Source organism: Sulfitobacter sp. GN1-4 (assembly GCF_055693825.1).
The window spans coordinates 70605-90897 of record NZ_JBVFUQ010000005.1 but is presented as its reverse complement, the minus strand read 5'-3'; the positions used below and the strand labels follow the sequence as shown (position 1 = coordinate 90897).

Annotated in this window: 16 protein-coding genes and 2 pseudogenes; 2 read left to right on the top strand and 16 right to left on the bottom strand. The window is 54.7% G+C overall.

From position 1 onward, the window contains the following. Positions 1-14 precede the first annotated feature (14 nt). From ACZ1HM_RS21790 to ACZ1HM_RS21750, 9 genes and pseudogenes are all read right to left on the bottom strand, one after another. Positions 15-635: a glutathione S-transferase family protein gene (locus tag ACZ1HM_RS21790; RefSeq protein WP_472744816.1), complete on the bottom strand. Its 621-nt coding sequence runs from the start codon at positions 633-635 to the stop codon at positions 15-17. A gap of 145 nt (positions 636-780) precedes the next feature. Next, entirely contained in the window at positions 781-1371 is a 591-nt protein-coding gene (locus tag ACZ1HM_RS21785; protein ID WP_472744815.1) for a hypothetical protein, read from the bottom strand. Further along, positions 1364-4156, bottom strand: coding sequence for a 2Fe-2S iron-sulfur cluster-binding protein (locus tag ACZ1HM_RS21780; RefSeq protein WP_472744814.1), 2793 nt, complete (start codon positions 4154-4156; stop codon positions 1364-1366). Before ACZ1HM_RS21780 ends, ACZ1HM_RS21785 begins: the two co-directional genes overlap by 8 nt. Then, on the bottom strand, positions 4153-4419 hold the full coding sequence (locus ACZ1HM_RS21775) for a sarcosine oxidase subunit delta (protein ID WP_472744813.1): 267 nt from the start codon (positions 4417-4419) through the stop codon (positions 4153-4155). The genes ACZ1HM_RS21780 and ACZ1HM_RS21775 overlap by 4 nt, the downstream gene beginning before the upstream one ends. A gap of 11 nt (positions 4420-4430) precedes the next feature. Beyond that, positions 4431-5683 (bottom strand): annotated as a pseudogene (locus tag ACZ1HM_RS21770) (sarcosine oxidase subunit beta family protein). Beyond that, the gene (locus ACZ1HM_RS21765; RefSeq protein ID WP_472744812.1) at positions 5680-7215 is read right to left on the bottom strand and encodes an FAD-dependent oxidoreductase; all 1536 of its coding nucleotides are present in this window, start codon (positions 7213-7215) and stop codon (positions 5680-5682) included. Before ACZ1HM_RS21765 ends, ACZ1HM_RS21770 begins: the two are co-directional and overlap by 4 nt. Positions 7216-7226: 11 nt before the next feature. Continuing rightward, a pseudogene (locus tag ACZ1HM_RS21760) lies at positions 7227-8529 on the bottom strand (TRAP transporter large permease). Then, positions 8529-9041, bottom strand: a complete 513-nt coding sequence (locus ACZ1HM_RS21755) for a TRAP transporter small permease (RefSeq protein WP_472744811.1) — start codon at positions 9039-9041, stop codon at positions 8529-8531. Before ACZ1HM_RS21755 ends, ACZ1HM_RS21760 begins: the two are co-directional and overlap by 1 nt. 79 nt (positions 9042-9120) lie before the next feature. Continuing rightward, positions 9121-10101, bottom strand: coding sequence for a TRAP transporter substrate-binding protein (locus ACZ1HM_RS21750; protein WP_472744810.1), 981 nt, complete (start codon positions 10099-10101; stop codon positions 9121-9123). Positions 10102-10210: 109 nt separating this feature from the next. Here ACZ1HM_RS21750 and ACZ1HM_RS21745 point away from each other — a divergent pair, with 109 nt between their 5' ends. Beyond that, positions 10211-11188, top strand: coding sequence for a LysR family transcriptional regulator (locus ACZ1HM_RS21745; protein ID WP_472744809.1), 978 nt, complete (start codon positions 10211-10213; stop codon positions 11186-11188). Positions 11189-11350: 162 nt separating this feature from the next. Here the strand turns inward: ACZ1HM_RS21745 and ACZ1HM_RS21740 are convergent, their stop codons facing one another. From ACZ1HM_RS21740 to ACZ1HM_RS21710, 7 genes are read right to left on the bottom strand one after another with little or no spacing between them, the layout of a single operon-like run. After that, entirely contained in the window at positions 11351-12079 is a 729-nt protein-coding gene (locus tag ACZ1HM_RS21740) for a hypothetical protein (RefSeq protein WP_472744808.1), read from the bottom strand. Beyond that, on the bottom strand, positions 12076-13368 hold the full coding sequence (locus ACZ1HM_RS21735) for an FAD-dependent oxidoreductase (RefSeq protein WP_472744807.1): 1293 nt from the start codon (positions 13366-13368) through the stop codon (positions 12076-12078). Before ACZ1HM_RS21735 ends, ACZ1HM_RS21740 begins: the two co-directional genes overlap by 4 nt. A gap of 37 nt (positions 13369-13405) precedes the next feature. Then, positions 13406-14254 (bottom strand): DMT family transporter, encoded by an 849-nt coding sequence (locus ACZ1HM_RS21730; protein WP_472744806.1) that lies wholly within the window; start codon positions 14252-14254, stop codon positions 13406-13408. Continuing rightward, on the bottom strand, positions 14254-14688 hold the full coding sequence (locus ACZ1HM_RS21725; protein ID WP_472744805.1) for a universal stress protein: 435 nt from the start codon (positions 14686-14688) through the stop codon (positions 14254-14256). The genes ACZ1HM_RS21730 and ACZ1HM_RS21725 overlap by 1 nt, the downstream gene beginning before the upstream one ends. Then, positions 14681-17272 (bottom strand): TRAP transporter permease, encoded by a 2592-nt coding sequence (locus ACZ1HM_RS21720; RefSeq protein ID WP_472744804.1) that lies wholly within the window; start codon positions 17270-17272, stop codon positions 14681-14683. The genes ACZ1HM_RS21725 and ACZ1HM_RS21720 overlap by 8 nt, the downstream gene beginning before the upstream one ends. A 57-nt stretch (positions 17273-17329) precedes the next feature. Beyond that, positions 17330-18316, bottom strand: coding sequence for a TAXI family TRAP transporter solute-binding subunit (locus ACZ1HM_RS21715; RefSeq protein ID WP_472744803.1), 987 nt, complete (start codon positions 18314-18316; stop codon positions 17330-17332). A gap of 49 nt (positions 18317-18365) precedes the next feature. Further along, positions 18366-19001 carry a GntR family transcriptional regulator gene (locus ACZ1HM_RS21710; RefSeq protein WP_472744802.1) on the bottom strand — a complete coding sequence of 212 codons (636 nt, stop codon included), beginning with the start codon at positions 18999-19001 and terminating at the stop codon, positions 18366-18368. Between the two features lie 124 nt (positions 19002-19125). On the opposite strand from ACZ1HM_RS21710, the gene ACZ1HM_RS21705 reads away from it, so the two are divergent. After that, positions 19126-20289: an NAD(P)/FAD-dependent oxidoreductase gene (locus tag ACZ1HM_RS21705; RefSeq protein WP_472744801.1), complete on the top strand. Its 1164-nt coding sequence runs from the start codon at positions 19126-19128 to the stop codon at positions 20287-20289. Positions 20290-20293: the final 4 nt, after the last annotated feature.

Here is a 20293-nt window from a genome sequence, read left to right as displayed (position 1 = left end):
CGAACGCAGAAGCCTTAGGCTGCGATAGATGGCCGTGCAGCGACCTTCGCGCGCCAAGCTTTGAGATTGCTGAGGCTCGCAGGAATTTCGACTTTCGCGAAATCTGCAAATGCCAACCCTGCAAATGCCGTGATGTCAGCCATAGAGAAACTGTCACCCGCCAGATACTCGTTGTCGGCCAACACTTGATCCAAGTATGCCATTGTGTTCTCGGCAACTTCCTTCTGTTTGTTGCCCCAGTCCGCACATTGCCAGGTTTCGAGATCCGGACCCAGGCCAGGTGTCGCGTGATGGAAAAAGGCACCAACGGCATTCAGAAGACCATTTTCTGCGCGCAGGTTCATCATAGACACTTTTGCGCGTTCCTTCGGTGTCTCCCCGGTAAGTTTGGCACCATCAAAATGCCCGTCAATGTACTCAATAATGGCATTGCACTGTGAAATGTGAGTACCATCGGCCAACTCCAACAGTGGGACAACGGCATCGGGGTTCTTGCTTCGGTATTCATCCGAGCGATGCTCTCCGCCCATTACGTCCACCGGAACAAATTGAACCCGGTCGGTGGCATCCTTTTCCGCCAAGGCGATCCTTACACGTGCCGGATTTGGGAATCCTTCGACATCATAAACTTTCATAGCTTGTCCTCCTGTAATATGAAATTCTACCTACTAGTAGGCATATATATGATCAATAGAATTTCCCCTATTGGCGTACTGTCGACGTTCACAAGTCTGTGTTGACCAAATTGCTTACAAGAAGAAACGATGCGTTTTCAGAAAGTTATCGATATTCTGCGTGTTTGTGATGGCTTTGAGCAGCAGAGAAACTGGACGTGGGATTTGCGTCTAGCTGAGCATTCCTGCACAGGTCTTCCAGCATGAGCCAGAATCCTTCGAAGTGCGCACAAGGAACATAGAACCGAAAACTGCCGGAGCCGTCGATTCTGTGAAGAAGCACAGGATAACCAGCGAAAGCTCGGGCGACTGAGGCAGATCGCATTTTTAGATCAATCTCGGTGCCGCGCAACAAGGTCTCAAAGGCCAAAGGCCCGACCAAATCACATGAGCGGTAACCAGAGGTCATGTCGGATATAGCCAACCCTTCCCTAGAATGCCATCCTTCTTCTATTGAAGAACCATTAACCATGAGAATACGATCTCTCCGAATTGAAAGAGCATGCATTTCGCGGGGAGCCAAATCGGGCCAAGTAGTCGCGTTTTCAACTCCAGCGAGCTTCAATGCATCCCTGACCGGCCCAGAGATCAACGTAAGCCGCTCTGGTAAAAATTCAGAAATCTTGAAGCCGCGACCTTCAACGTCTTCTTTACTGCCGGACTTAAAGGCCTGCCATTTCGTGCTATCGTCACGCATTCAGCCGTGCTCCTTCGGGATCAAAAAAGCAAGGGGATGCCACCAGTGCAGTCCTGGTCACACCAAGATGAAAGACTTCCACAGTTTCACCCTCCACTGCGTACGGGGCTTCCAAATGGGCCAATGCGATCGGCTTTCCAAGCGTTGGACTGTCATAGCTCGATGTCACAAATCCGATTGAGCGCCGCTTACCTTCTTTGTGTAGAACCAGGTGGCCTCCATTCGGCAGAGCACTTTCTCCTTTGGCAACCGTCAGGCCGACCAATCGCTTACGGTCGGCGCGATTGGCCTCATCGGTGTGCAGCGCGCGGTCTCCAACAAATGCTGCCGTCTTCTTCAGACGCGGCGCACCGAAGCCCAAATCATGCGGCATGGTCGCGCCATCAGTATCTCGGCCAACAATTATGTAACCTTTCTCGGCACGCAGTATTGAAAGCGCTTCAATGCCTATCGGACCCGCGCCCAAAGGTTTGCCGATCTCCACCGCAGCGGCCCAAAGCGCAGCTGCCTTTGAGGACGCGATAGATAGCTCAAAGCTGACATCGCCTGTAAAACTCACACGACTGATCCGAACCGGCTCGTCTGTCAATCGCCCAACTGTTGAAGCCATATGCGGCAGTGCGTCGGGGGACAGGTCGGTGCCCAGATCCATCGCGGTGACGATCTCGCGAGCTTTGGGACCGGCAACGGTAACCGTCGACCAATGATGAGTCGTATCATGGATGAATATCCGGTCTGGGTCGTTCCCATCCTGACGCCAACTTTCCAACGCAGCAGTCACAGCCTCTCCATGGCTAGATGAACAGAAGATGACAAATCGCTCAGGTCCCAGCCGGGAGACCACCCCGTCATCGAAGACAATGCCGCCTTCTGTGAGAAGGAATCCATATCGGAGCCGTCCCGGTTTCAACGTGCGCATAGTGTTGTAGTAGACGAAATTCATGAACTGCTCTGCATCTGGGCCCATGACCTCAATTTTACCAAGGGGACAGGCATCCAGGATCGAGGCTGCATTGCGCGACATTCTGACCTCGTCAGCGACACAGCTTTTGTCCAATCCGTACCAAGCGGGGCGAAGCCATCCGCCATATTCACCAAGTGCCGCTCCAGCTTCCCGGTGCTCTGGCTCCAGTGCCAGTCGTTTAAGCGGGTGAAACTGCTCGCCTCTTTGGGTGCCCCGATAAAGCTCCAGCGGCACAGGCACGAAGGGGGGACGAAAGGTTGTCGTGCCAACTTCGGGGATTTTTTTGCCGCTTAGTTTAGCCATCACGCTAAGGCCTGCGACGTTGGATGTTTTGCCCTGATCGGACGCCATGCCAAGAGTCGTATAGCGCTTCAGATGTTCAACAGAACCGTAGTTTTCCCGTGCAGCGAGTTCGATGTCTTTGAAGGTGACATCATGCTGCAAATCGATCCATTGCCGCTTCTTGCTCGGCTGCGGCTCAGGGGGAGCAGCCGTATATGCAAATTGCCGTGGTGGAGCGGCCTTATTTCGCCCGGCCGCGCTAGCTTCAGTCAGCGCATCTTCCAGATCAAAGGTACCATTCGCGGCCCCAAGCACTTGCATCCAATCAGGTCCCTTTCCCGGTAAAAACGCTGCCGCTGCATCGTCCCATTTCAATTTACCGCCGGCGTGAGACCACAGGTGAAGTACAGGCATCAATCCGGCGGAGGTTAGGATTGTGTCACAAACGATGGTTTCGCGACCAGTGCGCAAACCCCGTACAGATTTTTTGCCAAGCGTCTCTAGTGTAGCACTCAGATCGGTAATTGTTGTGACTTGCGCGCCGGCCGCTCGGAGCCGTGACACCGAAAATTCAGCCAATCCATGCGGTGCCATAACTGCAATCTCACGGCCTGCAAGCACGCCATATCTCGCGAGATACTCCACCGCGCCATTCAAAGACATAACCCCCGGTACGTCGTTCATCGCAAAGGTCAACGGTCGGTCAATCGCCCCCGTCGCCAGTAAGCAGCGCTGTACCCGCATACGGGTCAAACCCGGTGCCCTTTCAAATCTGTAATCTTGTGCAAGCGCGATCATGCGGTGGTCATAAACCCCAAACGCTGTCGTGCGTTCGAATATGCGCCCGCCCGCCGCGATCAGTCGCGCCCTTTGGTGATGCACCCATGCCGCCGAAGACCTGCCTTCGATTTCATCATACTGCCACGCGGTGCCGCCAAGGTTAGGTTGGTCATCGACCAGCACAACTTCCTGCCCCATTTCAGCCGCTTGCGTTGCCGCAACCAGACCAGACGGGCCGCCGCCGACCACCAGCAGATCGCATTGGTCATTGCGTTGGTCGCTCTGGTAGCCCTCGATCACACGTGGGTCCAATTGGCCTAGACCCGCCATTCTTCGAATGATTGGCTCAAACAGATGCCAGTCTGGCCACATGAATGTCTTGTAGTAAAATCCCGCTGACAGGAACCTGCTCGCCTTATCGAAAACGCCCTTGATATCACGCGATGCTGTCGGGGCGGCGTTCACGGCGCGAGCCTGCATACCAGCTTCCAAAAGAGTCATGCTTGCCGGGCAGTTGGTCAGAGATGCCGCCCCAAGCGAGACATCAAAAATCGCATTCGGTTCATCAAACCACGCCCCCCAAAGGCCTCGCGGCCTGTGGTATTTGAAGCTTCTGCCGACAACACGCACGCCATTGGCGAGCAAAGCGGATGCAAGAGTGTCACCCGGATGCCCTTCATAGGTTTCACCGTCAAATGTGAATGACAGTTTCTTGGAGCGGTCAACAAAACCGATCGCTGCCGCGCGAAACCCGCTCATTTCGCCTCCTTCCTAAGCGTTTCAGTGCCCAGCACCTCCATGGTCGCGGTGTCGCGGGTCATGATGAAGTACTCTTGGCAGGGCAAGTGCGCCCAAATCTCGCGCGCGGCGCCTTTCGGGTTGTCATAGGCGAAACGATAGGCCCGCCAGCTGTCGCTGGATATGTCGGCGGTTGTGTCCGGGCGCGTTTTGCCTGCCTGACCGGCGAAGTGAAACTCTCGCTCGTTTCGGGCCCCACAGAATGGGCATGTGAAGATTTGCATAACGTATCCTATTAGTGCGCGATGCCTGAAGCTGCGGCTTCGTCAACAAGAGCTCCGGTCGAAAAACGGGACAGATCAAAGGGCCGGCTGATGTCGTGATGCCGACCCGTGGCAAGGATATGTGCGAACAGATATCCGCCCGCTGGAATTGCCTTGAACCCTCCCGTACCCCAGCCGCAGTTTATGTAGAGCCCGTCAATGCCGGACGGTCCAATAACGGGAGAGCTGTCGGGGGTCACATCCACATTGCCGCCCCAGTGTCGCAACAGTTTGACCTTAGCCAGCGCGGGGGCCATTTCAACGAGACCTGAGAGGACAGCCTCTTGCATTGGCTGGTTCCCGCGCTGACCGTATGACGGGACGCGATCAAGCCCCCCGCCGATAACCAATCCCCCTTGTCGGATTGGCTAAAATAACCTCCGTAAGCTGGCGAGAAGGCCACAGTGTCGATAATCGGCTTCATCGGTTCGCTGACAAAGGCCTGCAAGGCGTATGAGTGGATGGGCAATGTGAACCCGGCCATCCCAGCCAGAACCGAGCTGTGGCCAGCCGCAGCGGCACCGACGCAACCAGCACGGACCGGGCCTCGGGTGGTCTCAACACCTTTGCAAACTCCAGTTTCGATAATGAAGCCAGTGACCTCGCAATTCTGAATGATGTCGACGCCCAAGCGATCCGCCCCGCGTGCATATCCCCACGCTACAGCGTCATGTCGGCCCGTGCCGGCACGTTTTTGCCAGATCGCGCCATGGATAGGAAACCGCGCATCGCGGCTCGTATTCAGGATCGGCGCGCGCTTTTTTACGAAATCTGGGCCGACAAGCTCTGCGTCAGTGTCATTTAGCTGCATCGCGTTGACGGATCGCGCCGCCATCTCCATTTCCGGTTCGGAATGCGCCAAAACCAGCATCCCGCGCTGCGAAAACATTACGTTGTAGTTCAATTCACGGCTCAGGCGTTCGTACATCCTGACGGACAGGTCGTAGAGCGCAGCGCTTTCAGGGTAGAAATAGTTGGACCGGATCACAGTGGTATTTCGCCCGGTATTGCCACCGCCCAACCAGCCTTTGTCGATCACCGCTATGTTCTTAACCCCATGATCCTTGGCCAAGTAGTAAGCGGTGGCCAGACCGTGCCCCCCTGCCCCGATGATCACGATGTCATATTCGTCTTTCAGGTCCGGGCTGCGCCATGCAGGTGTCCAGCCAGTATTGCCGCGCAACCCCTCTTTTAGGATGTTGAATGCCGAGTAGATCTTTGTCATTCGGCCAGCGCCTCGCAATCCTCAGTCGCACCAAACTGCTGTTGCTGATACGCGGAAAAGGCGCGCGCCTCTTCGGCTGTACGCTCACTGTCCCAGTTCAGCGCATTGCCGATGATACCGGCCGCACGGGAAATCTCGTCAGTAGTGAGCGTGCGCCGCCAAGCTAAACCTGTTCTGCGATCCAAAACGTCGGCCAAAGTCCGGCCGTGTTCATGTGTTGCGGCGTATTCTAGGTCGCTTTCCCGGACGTCTGGTTCATCCTCCAGAAAAACCGGCGAATTATCGCTTCGCGAAAAAGTGAAGGGCGTATAGTCAACTGAACCCTTTTCGCCGGAGGGTTCCAGCGTTTCCTTGACCTTGTCGCGCAGAATGCGACCGTTGTCGCGATGGGTTATGATGGCACCGGACGTCAGCCCATAGACACCGGGATACCCTTTGCTGGAGAGATCGTGCAGCACGCGATCCCGCGCGCCCCCGCTTGTCAGTGGACGCACGCCAGCCCATGTGCGCAAAACGTCTTTCTCCGTCAGGTTCAGTTTGGGAAGCAGCCGGTTGGTTTCCGCAAGCAGGAAATCGATATCCTCCTTGCCCGCCCTCACATCACTCGCATCCCCAGAGAATGGGGTCTCAGTCACGCCGATGGAAAAAAAGTTCTTGTGGAGCGGCGTGACATAATACGGCTCTCCTAAGCTGTTCATTGATGCGATGCCGTGACCGCGATAGCGATCCGGCAACTCAACAACCAAATGAACGCCCTTTGTTGTTGTGACCAGTGGTTCTTTGGCGGCTTTTGGTAGGACCGCTTCCGTCCAGGTGCCTGCTATGTTCAGAACGCGCCTCCCGACAACTTCGGCACTGCCACCATCTTCGGACAGTTCAATGCGCCAGCCTTGGTTGACTTGCTCGACTATCTTAGCACTGCAATAGTTTCGAACGACCGCACCATTTCGTTCAGCATCCATCGCCATGCTTGCACAATATCGTTCAGGCCAATCGAACTTGAACTCGTTGTAACATGCGATTGCGCTCAGGCTATCCGGATCACGGAAATCTGAGTAAAAAGGTAACTTCTCGGAATTCTTCTTCCGCACCATTTCAAAGTCAAAAGGCACTGTCCCATCACCTAAGAACTCCAGCAGTTTGATCCCCGCTGCGACATGCCATGCCTTGAAATCATCCTCGGCAAAGACTGGAAAACACATGCGATAGGGCCAGACGAGATCCCCATCATCTTTCAGAAGCTCTGAGACAGAGTTCATTAAAAGGCGTGCACCCCGCAGGGCAGCAAAGAACCGAACCGGATTTGTGCCGAAATACCGAAGGGGTTTCTTTGCCTCAAAGTAGCGCAGGCCCGGGTGGAGCATGCGGGCGGATCGACCGCTTGCCCCGGACCCAAAGTCACGCTTCTCCACTAAAAGAACACTGTAGCCGTCGGCCGCCAAAAGCTGCGCAGCGCTGGTGCCGCTGATGCCGCCGCCAATGACGACGACATCAAACGTTTGACCACTCAAGGTCTTTAGTTCCTGATCCATCCGGCCCTACCTCAGCTATTCATGTACTCAGGCAGCCAAAGGGCTAGCTGAGGGAACGCGATCAGCAGGATGATGCAAACGAACATCAACAAGAACATCGGCAGCGCAGCTTTGGCAACGAACCCGATATCTTTCCCTGTGATTCCTTGGATCATGAACAGATTGAACCCGATGGGTGGCGTGATCAGGGCCATTTCGCCCACGATGACCATGAAGATGCCAAACCAGATCAAGTCGATCCCCGCATTGCGGACCATAGGCTCTACAACCACCATGGTCAGTAGGATCATCGAGAACCCATCAAGGAACATGCCAAGCACAAGATAAAGTGCGAGCAGACACATGATCAGTCCAAAGGAAGACAGCTGGAAGCCGTCGATCCAAGCAGCAAGTTCGTTTGGCAGACCACTCAAGCTCATCCCGAAGTTCAGGAATGCACTGCCGACCAAGAGCAACAAGACCATCGACGTCGTGACAACCGCACCTTTTAGCGAGGCTATGAACGTCTCCATGTTCAAGGTTTTCTGCGCGGCAGACAAGATCAAGGCGCCGACAACACCAACGGCAGCGGCTTCGGTTGGTACGGCGAGCCCAAGAAAAATACCGCCGATGATCCCACCCATAAGCAGGCCAACTGGCGCGATCTTGATGAGACCCTGACCGATTTCTTTCAGGGTAACCGGATCTTCACGCAGCGATTTACCCGTTGAGGAAAGTGATCCCCAAACAAAGATGTAGGAGGAGAAGAGCAACGCCAACAAGATGCCGGGGATCACACCGGCGATGAACAAACGCCCGATCGATTCATCTACTACAACCCCGTATACGATCAGGTTGATTGAGGGAGGGATCAACAGCCCGAGCGTACTGGCACCTGCCAATGTACCAAGGGTCAGGCTCTCGGGATAACCACGTTCTCGCAGTTGCGGGATCGTCATTTTACCAACTGTCGCGAGAGTTGCGGCGCTTGAGCCGGAGATGGCCGCGAAGGACGCACAACCTGCGATATTCACGTGGAGCAATCCCCCTCGGGAAACGACGCAACATGGGTGAGAGGCCCCGGAAGAGGCTTACTGATAAGTTGCTTCGGAACAGGATCTCACCCATCCATATGAACAAAGGCAGTGAGGTGAGCCCCCAGGCAGAAAGATGAGACCACACGGTCGTCGCCATGGGCGGCCCGAAACTCATCTGGGAATACATGACAACTGTGACGACACCCGTTGCCAAGAGCACGATGCCAATCCATGCACCCAAGGCCAAAAGGCCAAACAGTGTCACCAGGATTGCTATGATTGGAAAGAGCTCGGCCATTACAACACCTCCCGTTCAGGATAGATAGCGCGACCAGCGACGATCGCGGCGATGAGCCCATGCACCAGCGACACCGCAAAAACCACAAGACCAATCACCATTGGTGTCTGCGCAATCCAAAGCAGCATGTTGTCCGTTCCGCTGCTGCGGTCGTCGTACTCATGGGTTAGAATGAGCATGTCCACTGCATACCAGGCGAGAAAGCACATCAGACCGGCGGCAATTGCCAGACCTGCGACATCAACCCACCAGCGCACCGGCTCGGACAGCCTGCTGGTCAACATGGATACCCGAATGTGCCCGTTGACACCAAACGTGTATGCGAACCCAAGTGTGCCAGCGCCGGCCATTAGGTAGCCGCCAATCTCGTTGGTTCCCGGCACAAATACGCCAATCCAGCGGCCGACTATGTTCGCCAAGATCATTGGGCAAATTAGCAATAGACAAACAGCTGAAAGAAAGGCGCAAAACAAATAGAGCCCGTTCAGACCGCGATCAAAGATGGCAATCATGACTCTCCCCCTTTTTGCAGAATTTTAGTGTTGGAGTGAGCCAACTCACTCGGCTCACTCCGGCTGCACGACAGGTCAGTTAGTTGCTGCCTTTGTATGCATCGAACATGGCTTGGCCACGATCACCGTTCTCGGCAATCCAGTCCGCCGTCATTTTTTCGCCCACTGCGCGGAAGTGCGCAGCAAGAGCCTCAGACGGTGCAGATACGGTCATCCCGTTCTCAGTAAGCGTTGACACATGCCCGGAGGTTTCATCCTGCATTGCTTGCCATGCGCGCTCTTCAGCTGCCGCAGCTTCTTCCATGATGATCGTCTGGATCTCTGGATCAAGCTTGTCCCATGCTTCCTGGTTCACGAAAACAAAGCTCTTCGGGATCGCCGTGTTCAACGTGTAGTAGTGGTCCAAATGATCCCAGAGCTTGGCCGAGATCCCGGCCGAACCTGACCCAAACGTGCCGTTCACGACATTCGTCGACAAAGCTTGTGGGAGTTCCGTCAGCTCAATTTTAGTCGGCGTCATACCGGCAAGCTGAGCAATTGTTGAGCTCGTGGCATCGTAAGTACGCATCTTGAAACCATCCAGATCTTCGGCGGATTCAACAGCACCTTTCGTGAACATGCCCTGCGGCGGCCACAAAGTTGTGTAGAGCAGCTTCATGCCACGCTCCGACATCGTTTCGTCAATGATGGACCGCGTGGATGAATAGAATTGACGCGCCTGATCAACGGAGGTGACCAAGAACGGAATGTTCTCCATACCCCACATCGGTTCGTCATTTGCATGCAGACCAAGGCCCCGCGCGCCGATTGGCGCTTGACCTGAACGCACCGCGCGAATGATCTCGTCTCCTTTGAACAGCGTTCCTGCCGGATGAACGACAATCTCAAATTTGCCTTCAGCCCGTTCAGTGACCGCCGCAGCGAAGTCGATGTAGTTTGCAATCACGTAGAGCTTCGCCGGATAGGAGACCGGCATGTCCCAACGTTCTTGAGCCTGTGCAGTGCCTGCCAGAACCGCAGTTGCCACAGCGCCCGCGGCGATATTTCTAAAGAACCCCATTCATCTTCTCCCTGAGTTGGTTTTCTGTAGGTCCACGCTACAAGCGGTAACGCTATCGGAACAAATTGTTTTATTGCTAAGTACCTTCAAATAAACCTATGCTATTTTCATGAAACGATCCCTGAACCTTCGCCAGATCGAGATTTTTAAGGCAGTCATGGAATGCCGAACGACGACGGCAGCGTCAGCTCGTCTCAATCTGTCTCAACCGACCGTAAGCGAACACCTCGCGTCGCTTGAACGCGACACTGGTCTGAAGCTGTTTGATCGCAAACAAAACCGTTTGTCACCAACCGAAGTCGCTGAAGCGTTCTATACTGAAGTATTTCGGGTTTACCACGGCGTGGAACATTTAGAACGTTTCGTCGCTGGATTGGAAAATGACTTTCGCGGCCAAATTGATTTTGGCGTCCTCCCAATGGCCGCCTATAAGTGGATCCCTTCTGTCGTCGCAAAATTCCTTGAGAGCCATCACACACAAGCAATCTCATTACCTGTTCGAAGTTCAAGACAAATTCTAGAATGGGTCGCTGCAGATCGGCTGGACTTCGGAATTGTATTGGCTGCGCAGCAATACACACGAGTGAAGATCGAAACTCTTCTGAGCATCCCGATAGTGTGCGTGTTTCCTAAGGAAAGTGGACTTGGCGAAAAAGCACTCATCGATTGGGACGACTTAAAGAACAAAACCGTCATCCGTTTGAAGACCTTCGATACATGGACAGTCGGTTTGGAAAAGGCGTTTGAAGTTCGCACACAAGTGCAGAACATCGTCGAAACTTATGTAACCCAGACTGCTGTGCAAATCGCTAAGGAAAGTCGAGGATGTGCCATCGTCGATCTAATGTCTGCAAAGGAAATCATAGATGACACGATGGATTGGCGCCCCTTCGCGTCTGATACAACCTTCTTGATTCACTTGGCCTATTCAGCTTCCCGCAAGCGGTCTCCAGATGCCGACGCCATAATGGACCACATCCGAGAAAGTGCCGTCATCGAGCAAGAACGCCTCCAACAAGATATGGCTATTTTTGAATTAGGCACTCCCCTACTCAATGATTCAACTCGATCGGTTCTCCCACTTTGAGAGACGTGGCTTAGTCTGATGTTACGCGCGAAGGGGCGTTTGATCATTCGTAACGAAGCCATACAGCGTTGTTGCCCCAATTCAACCTGAAGCGGGTCGCAATATTGTGGAAAGTGAGCACCAAAGGCAGAGGAATTGAGGTCTAAGTTAGATTGCATGCTGTCAAAGAGAGGCACAAAGTCTATGAGCATCCAAAATGGCTGCGTGGAGGCCACGATTGGAGACGGTATCACCGATCCGATAAAGAGCGAACCCATTTCTTGGCGAGAGCTCTTTCAACTGCTGTTGATTGTCTAAGAGGGCACCGAGGTCGCCTACACCACCATTGCTCGAATGGGGCTTTAATTCCTCCCAGAGATTGTCGAAAGGAATTGTTCCAGTATCCAAAACGATCTGGTCGAATTGGGTCTGATACTCAAGACCGCTATACTCGTGCCGGAAGTGGGCTTTCAGCTTGTTCCCGTCGCGCGCAATGGCAAGCAGACGTATGTCACATATGATCCGAGCGCCGAGAGCATGCAGATTGCGCAGGTGGATTGCATGGTTGGTGACGCCTACATCTTCGGCGATCATTCGATCTGGTGTTGTCAGATGCACCCGCGCTCCTTTCTCGGTAAGATATTCCGAACAGGTTGGACCACTTTGTGAACCGGTTTCGTCATAGACCAGAATGTCGCCGGATACCGAGCCGGGATCAGCCAGAATATCCCATGTGGACACAGCCAGTTCGCTACCGACTATATGGTCGGCTGTTGGCAACCCGCCGGTTGCAAGCACAACGGCATCCGCTTTCAAAGCGAACAGATCGTCGCTTTCGACATAGTGGTCAAAACGGAACGTTACGCCAAGGTCGACACAGCGATCAAAAAGCCACCGGGTGATCCCGATCATGCCTTTGCGCCAGCCCAGTTGGGCGATGTAGTTGACTTGCCCCCCGGTCTGTTCTGAGCCTCAAAGACAGTGACGTCATGCCCGCGTTCTGCCGATACCCGTGCGGCCTCCAATCCGGCAGGGCCTGCACCCACGATGACGATGTTTTGGCGGGTATCGGATTGTGAAAGTTCATGCGACAGAACGGTTTCACGACCCGTGACGGCACTGTGAATGCACAAGGCGTCGCCGCCCCGGTAGATGCGGTCAATGCAGTAGCCCGCACCGACGCAAGGTCGAATGGCGGCATCCTCGCCCGCTAGATGCTTTCGAATCATATGCGGATCAGCGATCTGTGCGCGTGTCATGCCGATGAGGTCCACATGGCCCTCACCGACCGCAAAATTGGCCTCCGCCAAATCTGCCACGCCTGCAGCGTGCATTACAGGCAGACCGGTAGCTGCGCGTACTTTGCCAGCAAGTTTCACAAACCGGCCTGCTGCAAACGCCATCGAGGGCACGGTTTCTGCCACGCCTGCTTTGGTCCAATTCGCGCCTCCCGAAACATTCAGACAGTCCACCATACCCGTTTCTGCGTGAGCCTTGGCGATGGCGAGGCCCTCTGCCTCGCCAATGCCGCCCTCGATGAACTCATTGGCGGTAAATCGCAGCGAGATCAAAAAATCCGGTCCAGTCCGGTCGCGGATGCGTTCCAAGACTTCCAGCCCGAAGCGGATACGGTTCTTGAACGATCCGCCATAAGCGTCCGTGCGCTTGTTCGAAAGCGGGCTCCAAAACTGGCCAATCAAATGTCCTGATGCCAGCAGTTCGATTCCGTCCAACCCTCCATCCTGACAACGTTTGGCGGCATGAGCATAGTCGCTAGCGATGCGGTCGATATCTGCCTGATCGATGATTTTGGGCATTGCCCCGTGTGCTGGTTCACGCAGAGCGGAGGGGGCCACAGTGGGAAGCCAGTTGCCGGACGTGGGCCGCGTGCGCCGACCTGCGTGGCTCAGTTGGCACATCAAGCCCACATCATGTGCATGGATGCGCTGCGCGAATTTCGAAAGATACGGAACGACAGCGTCACTGCCCAAGTTTAGTTGACCAAAGGAAGGTGGTGAATCCAAGGATACCGAAGACGCACCTCCAAACATCGTCATGGCCAAACCACCCTTGGCCTTTTCTTCGTGATACCTCTGGTAACGTTCGCCAGGCATCCCGTTCTCTGCGTAGGCGGGTGCGTGGCTCGTACTAATGATCCGGTTTTTGAGGGTCAGGTGACCCAGTTGAAAGGGCTGGAACAAGTGTTTGTAGGGGAGCGCGTCATGATGGTATTGCCAGTTATGGTAAGGATTTGCGTGTCGTTGTGAGAAACAGGAGTGCAAAGGCGATCAACCCGCTTCCAATCAGATGCGTGGCTTTGATCGTTTCGCCAAACGTGAGCATTGACAACAGGATCGCCCAGATCAGCGCCGTTAATCGGAACGGAGTTACGAATGTGGCCTCACCGCGTTGAAGTGCCGCTGTCATCAAGATCATGGCCGCCGCCTGAAACGCTCCGGCGAGTGCTGCAATCCCATGCGCCTGTGGGTCATTGAACGTCCAACTTGAGACGCCACTGAACAGCGCGACAAGCATCATGACAATGACCGCATAGAGCGTCAAAACTTCGGGAGTATGCGCAGGGCCGAGGCGACGGGTCCAAATCTCGCGCCCGGCCCCCAGCAGCGCGCTGATCAGCGGGAGAACGATTACCCAGCCGAACGCCTGAAACTCCGGAGACAGAATGATCATTGCCCCCGCAAACCCGATCAATACCGATGCCAAGCTGCGAAAGGTCAACCGTTCAGGCAAAACCAGAGGTGCCAGCAGTGCCACGTAGACGATGTTGATAAAATCGACCAGAACAGCCACCGCAAACGGCAGTGCTGCAATGGCTGAGACGAATACGAAGACATTGGCGACTGTGAACCCTGTCCGGACTATGACGTCCAGATCAAACGGGTTGGACCAGCGGCGCCGGAGCATTTTGATCAGGCAGAGGCAAATAATAGCGATCACAACCGAACGAATGGCAATGATCTGGCTGGTGGGCAGTGACTGTGCGGCCACTTTTACGAGCGCATCATTAACCACCAGACATCCGGCACCCAAGATCATAAGACCAGGTGCCAGATAAGGTTTCGTCATCACAAATGGCCGTTCCGTACGACCATGACCGAGCAAGCGGCATGCCGCACCACGCGCGCAACATTGGGGCCTAGAAGATATTCCCGCATACTTGCTCCATGCGAAGCCATCACAACCAGATCAGCCTCAACCTGTTTGGAGATGTTTAGAATCTGGTCATAAACTGCGCCGTGGCAAACAACGTGCTGCAGCTTCGCGCCTTCGATGTGCATCTTTTGCGTGTAGCTGTGCAGTCTTTCCTGTGCGACTTTCGTTGCCTCACGCGCGAAGTCCTTAGGAAAGAACCCTGCAGACAACGCGTCAAGCGATGGGACAACCGTCATGATATGCAAGGTCGCGTCATAGTCTTTGGCAATCTGCATAGCCGTATTTAGCGCCTTATCGTTATCGTTTGGATTGCTCAGGTCGACGGGAACCAGGATGTGATCATACATTGGCTGTCTCCTCTTTGCGGCGCCGTGCCAACTGCCCAATGACCACCAAACCGAGAACGAAGTAGACTGGGATGTAGAACCATTCCTTGGCAATCCGGTCGTTGGGTTGGTTCAATTCCAGCACCTTCCAGTCAAAATCGACACCCCATCTTTGAGCGGGGCTATCGAACGCGACATTGTCAACAAACACGCCTTCGGAATCAAAACGCATCTCCATCCCCGTGGACGCGAGCAGACGCTCTTCGCCAGAGGCGCCAGCCTCCGCCAGTGGAATGGCAACAACCCTTTGGATTAGGTCCCCACTAAAGTTCTCTCCTTCCATCAGCATCTGGATCTGTGCGTCAGCGGGGGCGTTCTCAACGACCTCCAGCATTGTTGCAGTGTCGACAGGGGTGAAAGGCGGCTCCACCCGATCAAGCCAGAACCCCGGCCTGAGCAGAGACAGTGCAATCACAATTAACAACGCGCTTTCCAGTTTGAAACTTCGAACCAGGAAGTGGCCTTGCGTGGCGGCCGCAAACATGCACATCGCGATGGTTGAGGAAATGATAATCAATGCAGCACTCCACCAGCTTTCGACGCCAATCAACAACATTTCGGGATTAAACACGAAGATGAATGGCAGAATGGCCGTCCGCAAAGAGTAGTAGAACGCCTGCACGCTGGTGCGCATTGGATTGGATCGAGCCACGGCGGCTCCGGCGAAGCTGTCCACCGCAACCGGTGGAGTCGTACCCGACATCAGACCGAAGTAGAAGACGAAGAGATGTACGGCAAAGAGCGGGATGATCACCCCATTCTGCGCCGCCAATGTCACCAACGGCTGTGCCATGACAGACGCCACCACAATGTAGTTGGCCGTTGTCGGTAACCCCATGCCCAGCACCACGCACATGATCGCCGTAAAGAACAGCATGATCATCACATTGCCGCCTGAGACCGCATTGATGATCTCGGTCATCAGAAGGCCCAAACCCGTCAGCGAGACCACACCCACGATGATACCTGCGGCTCCCATGGCCACGGCAATACCGACCATGTTCCGAGATCCGGCAATGAAGCCCTCGATCAAGTCAGCGAAACCTTCACGCAGACCTGGCATTGGTCCATCGGGCGCGGTCCTCCGGAAATGCGCAAGTATAGGTTTCTGGGTCACCATGATCGCCACCATCACGATGATTGCCCAAGACACCGCAAGCCCAGGAGACAGGCGCATGATCATCAGGCACCAGATCAGCACACCGATAGGCAGCGCGAAATGCAAACCCGCCATCAATGTTGGTTTCAGCTTGGGAATTTCGACCAAGGGCGCGTTGGGATCATCGATTTCGAGTTCGGGATATCCTGCAGCAATTTTCAACAGCCAGACATAGAGCGCAACCATGATCAAACCGGCCAGCGGTGTGGCGAAAGCCCCTGCAACGCTCCCCAGCAAGGTGGCCACAAGATAAACAACCCCGGCAACAGCCGCGACAGCACCGAACCCAAAGAGAAACCGACCCAGGCTTTGCAACAATGTGCTTTCCTGCACCTTGGCCAGCACGGGCATGTTCGCCTTCACTGCTTCCAAATGCACGATGTAGAAAAGGCCGATATAGCTGACGATGGCCGGAACAAAGGCGTGCACGACCACTTCGAAATAGGTGATGCCGACAAACTCTGTCATCAAGAAAGCGGCAGCGCCCATGACAGGCGGCATGATCTGACCATTGATCGAAGAGGAAACCTCGATAGCGCCCGCCTTTTCACCGGAAAACCCGATCCGTTTCATCAGCGGGATGGTGAACGTGCCGGTCGTGACCACGTTCGCAATGGCCGAACCTGAGATCAGGCCTGTTAGCCCTGAGGAAACAACCGCGGCCTTGGCCGGCCCACCACGAAGATGGCCCAACATCGAAAAGGACAGCTTGATAAAGAAATTTCCAGCGCCCCCCTTGTCCAACAGCGCGCCGAACAGAACGAAGAGGAAGATAAAGCTGTTAGACACCCCAAGCGGCAAACCGAAGACACCCTCAGTCGTCAGCCACATGTGATCGACATAGCGGTTCAGGGAAAAGCCGCGATGCGACATCAACTCTGGCAACATCGGACCGACAAACACATAGACCGTGAACACGGCTGAAACGATCACCAGCGAGATGCCGAGGACGCGCCGTGTGATCTCCAAAACCATGATAATGCCGATGATCGATACGGCGGTTTCAACAGGTGTTCGAATGCCACCCGCGTTATTCACCACGTCGCGATAAAACAACAAAATGTAGAGCGAACACCCGGCTGCCACTGCTGCAAAAATCCAGTCATATAGGGGGATATACTTGCGCGGACTGTTCATGAAGGCCGGGAATGTCATGAAACCCAGAAACAGTGCGAAAGCCAGGTGGACGGACCGTTGCTGGCTGTCATCAATCAAAAGGATGCCCGTCGAGAAGGGCAAAGGGGATGCCATATAGAGCTGGTAGATTGGCCAAAGCAGAGCCACGCCCAGAACAATCTTACGCGCAAGCCCTGAAGGGTCGCGCGCACCGGTATCGTTCTCGGCAATAAGGTCGTCCAGCTCTTCCTGATGTGTCTTCTCGGTCATGGCACTCCCCCAAAGCCAGACGGGCGCCCCCAAGGCGCCCGCAAAAACTTGCGTAACTCAGTCGATCAGGCCGACTTCTTTGAAATAGCGCTCGGCACCGGGGTGGTACGGCACCGACTTGCCGTTCACAGCCGAGCCTTCCCTGGTGATTGCCACATAGAGGGTCGATTGCGCTTTGAAGTCCTCAAAATTGTCGAACACGGCTTTGACCATGTTGTAGACCACCTCTTCATCCGCATTGGCGGAAGCCACCAGTGTCGCGGACAAACCCCAGGTCGTCACCTCCTCATCCTGGCCTTTGTAGGTACCCGGCGCGATCACGGATTTGGCGTAATAGGGGAATTCGTCGATCATTGCGTCGATTGTATCGTCAGACCAGCTCAGAATGCTGGCATCACAGGTGTTCGTCGCCTCGGTGATTGAAGAAGCGGTGATACCTGTCGGGTAGAAGAACGCGTCGATTTTGCCGTCACACAGCGCCTGCGCCTGCTCTCGTGATGTCAGACGGGTGGCTTGGCCGAAAAAGTCTTCCGGTGTTTTGCCATACCGGCCCAATGCAAAGGTCATGGAAGCCTCGGTTCCCGACCCGGCATTGCCGATGTTCACGGTCTTGCCTTCCAACTCGGAAAAGCTGGCAACACCTGCATCCGCGCGCGCGACAAGGTGCGCTGTGTCCATGTGCAGCGAGAAAAGAAAGCGCAGGTCTTCGTTTGCGCCGACATCTTCGAATTTCGATGTGCCGCGATAGCTGTGAAACTGCCAGTCAGATTGCACAGTCGCCACATCCAGTTCTCCGGCCTGGATCGACCGAAGGTTAGCCACCGAGCCGCCCGTCGATTCGACCGTGCAGCGGACATTGTGGCCTTGGGCTTTGCGGCTCTTGTTCAGCACATTGCAGATAAAACCGCCGGTCGGATAGTAGCCGCCGCCGATTCCGGCTGTACCGATATTAACGAACTTCCGCTCTTGAGCAGAAGTACCCGTCGCGGTTGCCAGCGCGAGACCTGCGGCCAAGGCAACTTTTGTTATGGTGTGATGTTTCATTAGATACTCCCTGTCAGGACGTTTGGATTTGGTTTCTTGTCGATAGGCTTCAGGCACCCCGGCGCAAAAAGGCCGCGACCTCTTTTTGTGTTGTTTCGATATGCTGGCGCAGTTCACGCACGGCTCGTTCGGCATCCCCCGCCTCGCATGCTTCGAGGATTTGGCCATGCTCGCGCATGGGTCGCTCAAGTCCAGTTGCCGTTGACACAAGCAGCCTGAGGTATTGCCCCAATCTATCATTCAAATCGTTGATCATTGCGATCAGCTGCGAGTTGCCGCAAGGCTCGTAAAGCATGTGGTGGAACTGCGCATTCATCGCACTCCACTCGGAGGCCTCGCTCCTACTGGCATAGGACGTGAGCAAGGCTCGCATGTCCGCGAAATCCGAGTTGATCATATTTGGGATTGCAAGTTCGAGCGCACGGCACTCCAGCGCGATCCGTATGTCCAGTAGTTGAAGAATCTCCGCCTCGCTGTACTGGCGAACAAATGCTCCCTTGTTGCGTTCAAAGACAACAAGGCTGTCTTGTTCGAGTTGCCGCAGCGCTTCGCGTACCGGAATTTTGCTGACGCCATAGTGCTTTGCAATCTCGTCCTGACGCAGTGGAGCACCCTTTTCCATAAGGCCGTCCAGAATTTTCTGGCGAAGGTCCTGATAGATCGGTTCAGCGGCACTTGCGTTCATCGTTAGCCCTTTCGGATTATTTATGATTAGATCGTTGCAAATCGTATACGATATTGTCAAGATATAATCCAAACGTAAAGAAGTGTGGATGGCTCTTCAGGGATGGTCTGTTGTGAAATCTGATGTGGCGATCATTGGTGGCGGGATCATTGGCGCCGCTGCAGCCTACTTCTTATCACGTTCCGGGAAGGCTGGGACCGTGACCGTCATCGAGCCCGATCCGACCTATGCCAATGCCACCACACCGCAGGGTGCGGGAGGTGTGCGACAGCAGTTCAGCGTTGCCGAGAACATCGAAATGTCGCGCTATAGCCTCGCATTCTATAAGGTAATCGAGACCGAAATGGCGGATATCCCAAATCTGCCAGACCTCGCCTTTCGCGACCAAGGATACCTTTTCGTTGTCACAGAGCACGGCGCGCGCACACTGGAATCAAACCAGACCCTGCAAAGCTCACTTGGCGTTCAGGCTGAGCTGATGGATGCGGATGCGCTACGACGCATGTTCCCCTCGATCCAGCGAAACGATATAGCGCTTGCCTGCTACACGCCGGATGATGGCTGGATCGACCCCAATGCTGGCCTGTGGTGCTTTCGTCGCGCTGCCGAACATCTGGGCGTGGCGTTCACAAGAGCACGTGTGACCGGCATCGAGAGCAATGATAGTCAGGTTACGTCTCTCTCATTGAACAACTCAGACAAGATCACCGCTGATTTCGTGATCAACACCGCCGGACCTTGGGTCTCTGACATTGCCGCAATGACCGGCGCTGATCTGCCCGTTGTGCCGATGTGCCGGGTTCAGCATTTTTGGAAATGCGCGCATGACATAGAACCATTACCGTTGGTCAAAGATGAAAGTGGCATGTTCTTCCGCCCGGAAGGAGATGGGTTTGCCGGAGGGCGTCCCAGCTTCGACATCGCGCCGGGATTTGTTGAAGACATCTATTCCGGCTATTTCGCGAACTACTTTGAAGACACGATTTGGCCGATGATGGCCGCCCTTGTTCCGAAGTTCGGAGATATACGATTGCAACGCAGCTGGTTCGGGCACTACGCGCAAAACACGCTCGACGGGAACATGATCATCGGCCGCTACTCGCCGGGTCATGAAAATCTGATTACGGCCTGTGGATTTTCCGGCCACGGGATCATGCACGCTCCGGCCGTTGGGCGTGCCTTGAGTGAGCTGGTTTTAACCGGCGCATATCAATCAATTGATCTGACGCGACTGGCGTATCAGCGAGTCATCGACAATACCCCCTTGCCTGAAATCGGCATAAAATAGGATC

Bases quoted from the DNA above. Each gene is read 5' to 3' on its own strand.
- ACZ1HM_RS21790 (WP_472744816.1), bottom strand. From the start codon at position 635: ATGAAAGTTTATGATGTCGAAGGATTCCCAAATCCGGCACGTGTAAGG.
- ACZ1HM_RS21785 (WP_472744815.1), bottom strand. From the start codon at position 1,371: ATGCGTGACGATAGCACGAAATGGCAGGCCTTTAAGTCCGGCAGTAAA.
- ACZ1HM_RS21780 (WP_472744814.1), bottom strand. From the start codon at position 4,156: ATGAGCGGGTTTCGCGCGGCAGCGATCGGTTTTGTTGACCGCTCCAAG.
- ACZ1HM_RS21775 (WP_472744813.1), bottom strand. From the start codon at position 4,419: ATGCAAATCTTCACATGCCCATTCTGTGGGGCCCGAAACGAGCGAGAG.
- ACZ1HM_RS21765 (WP_472744812.1), bottom strand. From the start codon at position 7,215: ATGGATCAGGAACTAAAGACCTTGAGTGGTCAAACGTTTGATGTCGTC.
- ACZ1HM_RS21755 (WP_472744811.1), bottom strand. From the start codon at position 9,041: ATGATTGCCATCTTTGATCGCGGTCTGAACGGGCTCTATTTGTTTTGC.
- ACZ1HM_RS21750 (WP_472744810.1), bottom strand. From the start codon at position 10,101: ATGGGGTTCTTTAGAAATATCGCCGCGGGCGCTGTGGCAACTGCGGTT.
- ACZ1HM_RS21745 (WP_472744809.1), top strand. From the start codon at position 10,211: ATGAAACGATCCCTGAACCTTCGCCAGATCGAGATTTTTAAGGCAGTC.
- ACZ1HM_RS21740 (WP_472744808.1), bottom strand. From the start codon at position 12,079: ATGATCGGGATCACCCGGTGGCTTTTTGATCGCTGTGTCGACCTTGGC.
- ACZ1HM_RS21730 (WP_472744806.1), bottom strand. From the start codon at position 14,254: ATGACGAAACCTTATCTGGCACCTGGTCTTATGATCTTGGGTGCCGGA.
- ACZ1HM_RS21725 (WP_472744805.1), bottom strand. From the start codon at position 14,688: ATGTATGATCACATCCTGGTTCCCGTCGACCTGAGCAATCCAAACGAT.
- ACZ1HM_RS21720 (WP_472744804.1), bottom strand. From the start codon at position 17,272: ATGACCGAGAAGACACATCAGGAAGAGCTGGACGACCTTATTGCCGAG.
- ACZ1HM_RS21715 (WP_472744803.1), bottom strand. From the start codon at position 18,316: ATGAAACATCACACCATAACAAAAGTTGCCTTGGCCGCAGGTCTCGCG.
- ACZ1HM_RS21710 (WP_472744802.1), bottom strand. From the start codon at position 19,001: ATGAACGCAAGTGCCGCTGAACCGATCTATCAGGACCTTCGCCAGAAA.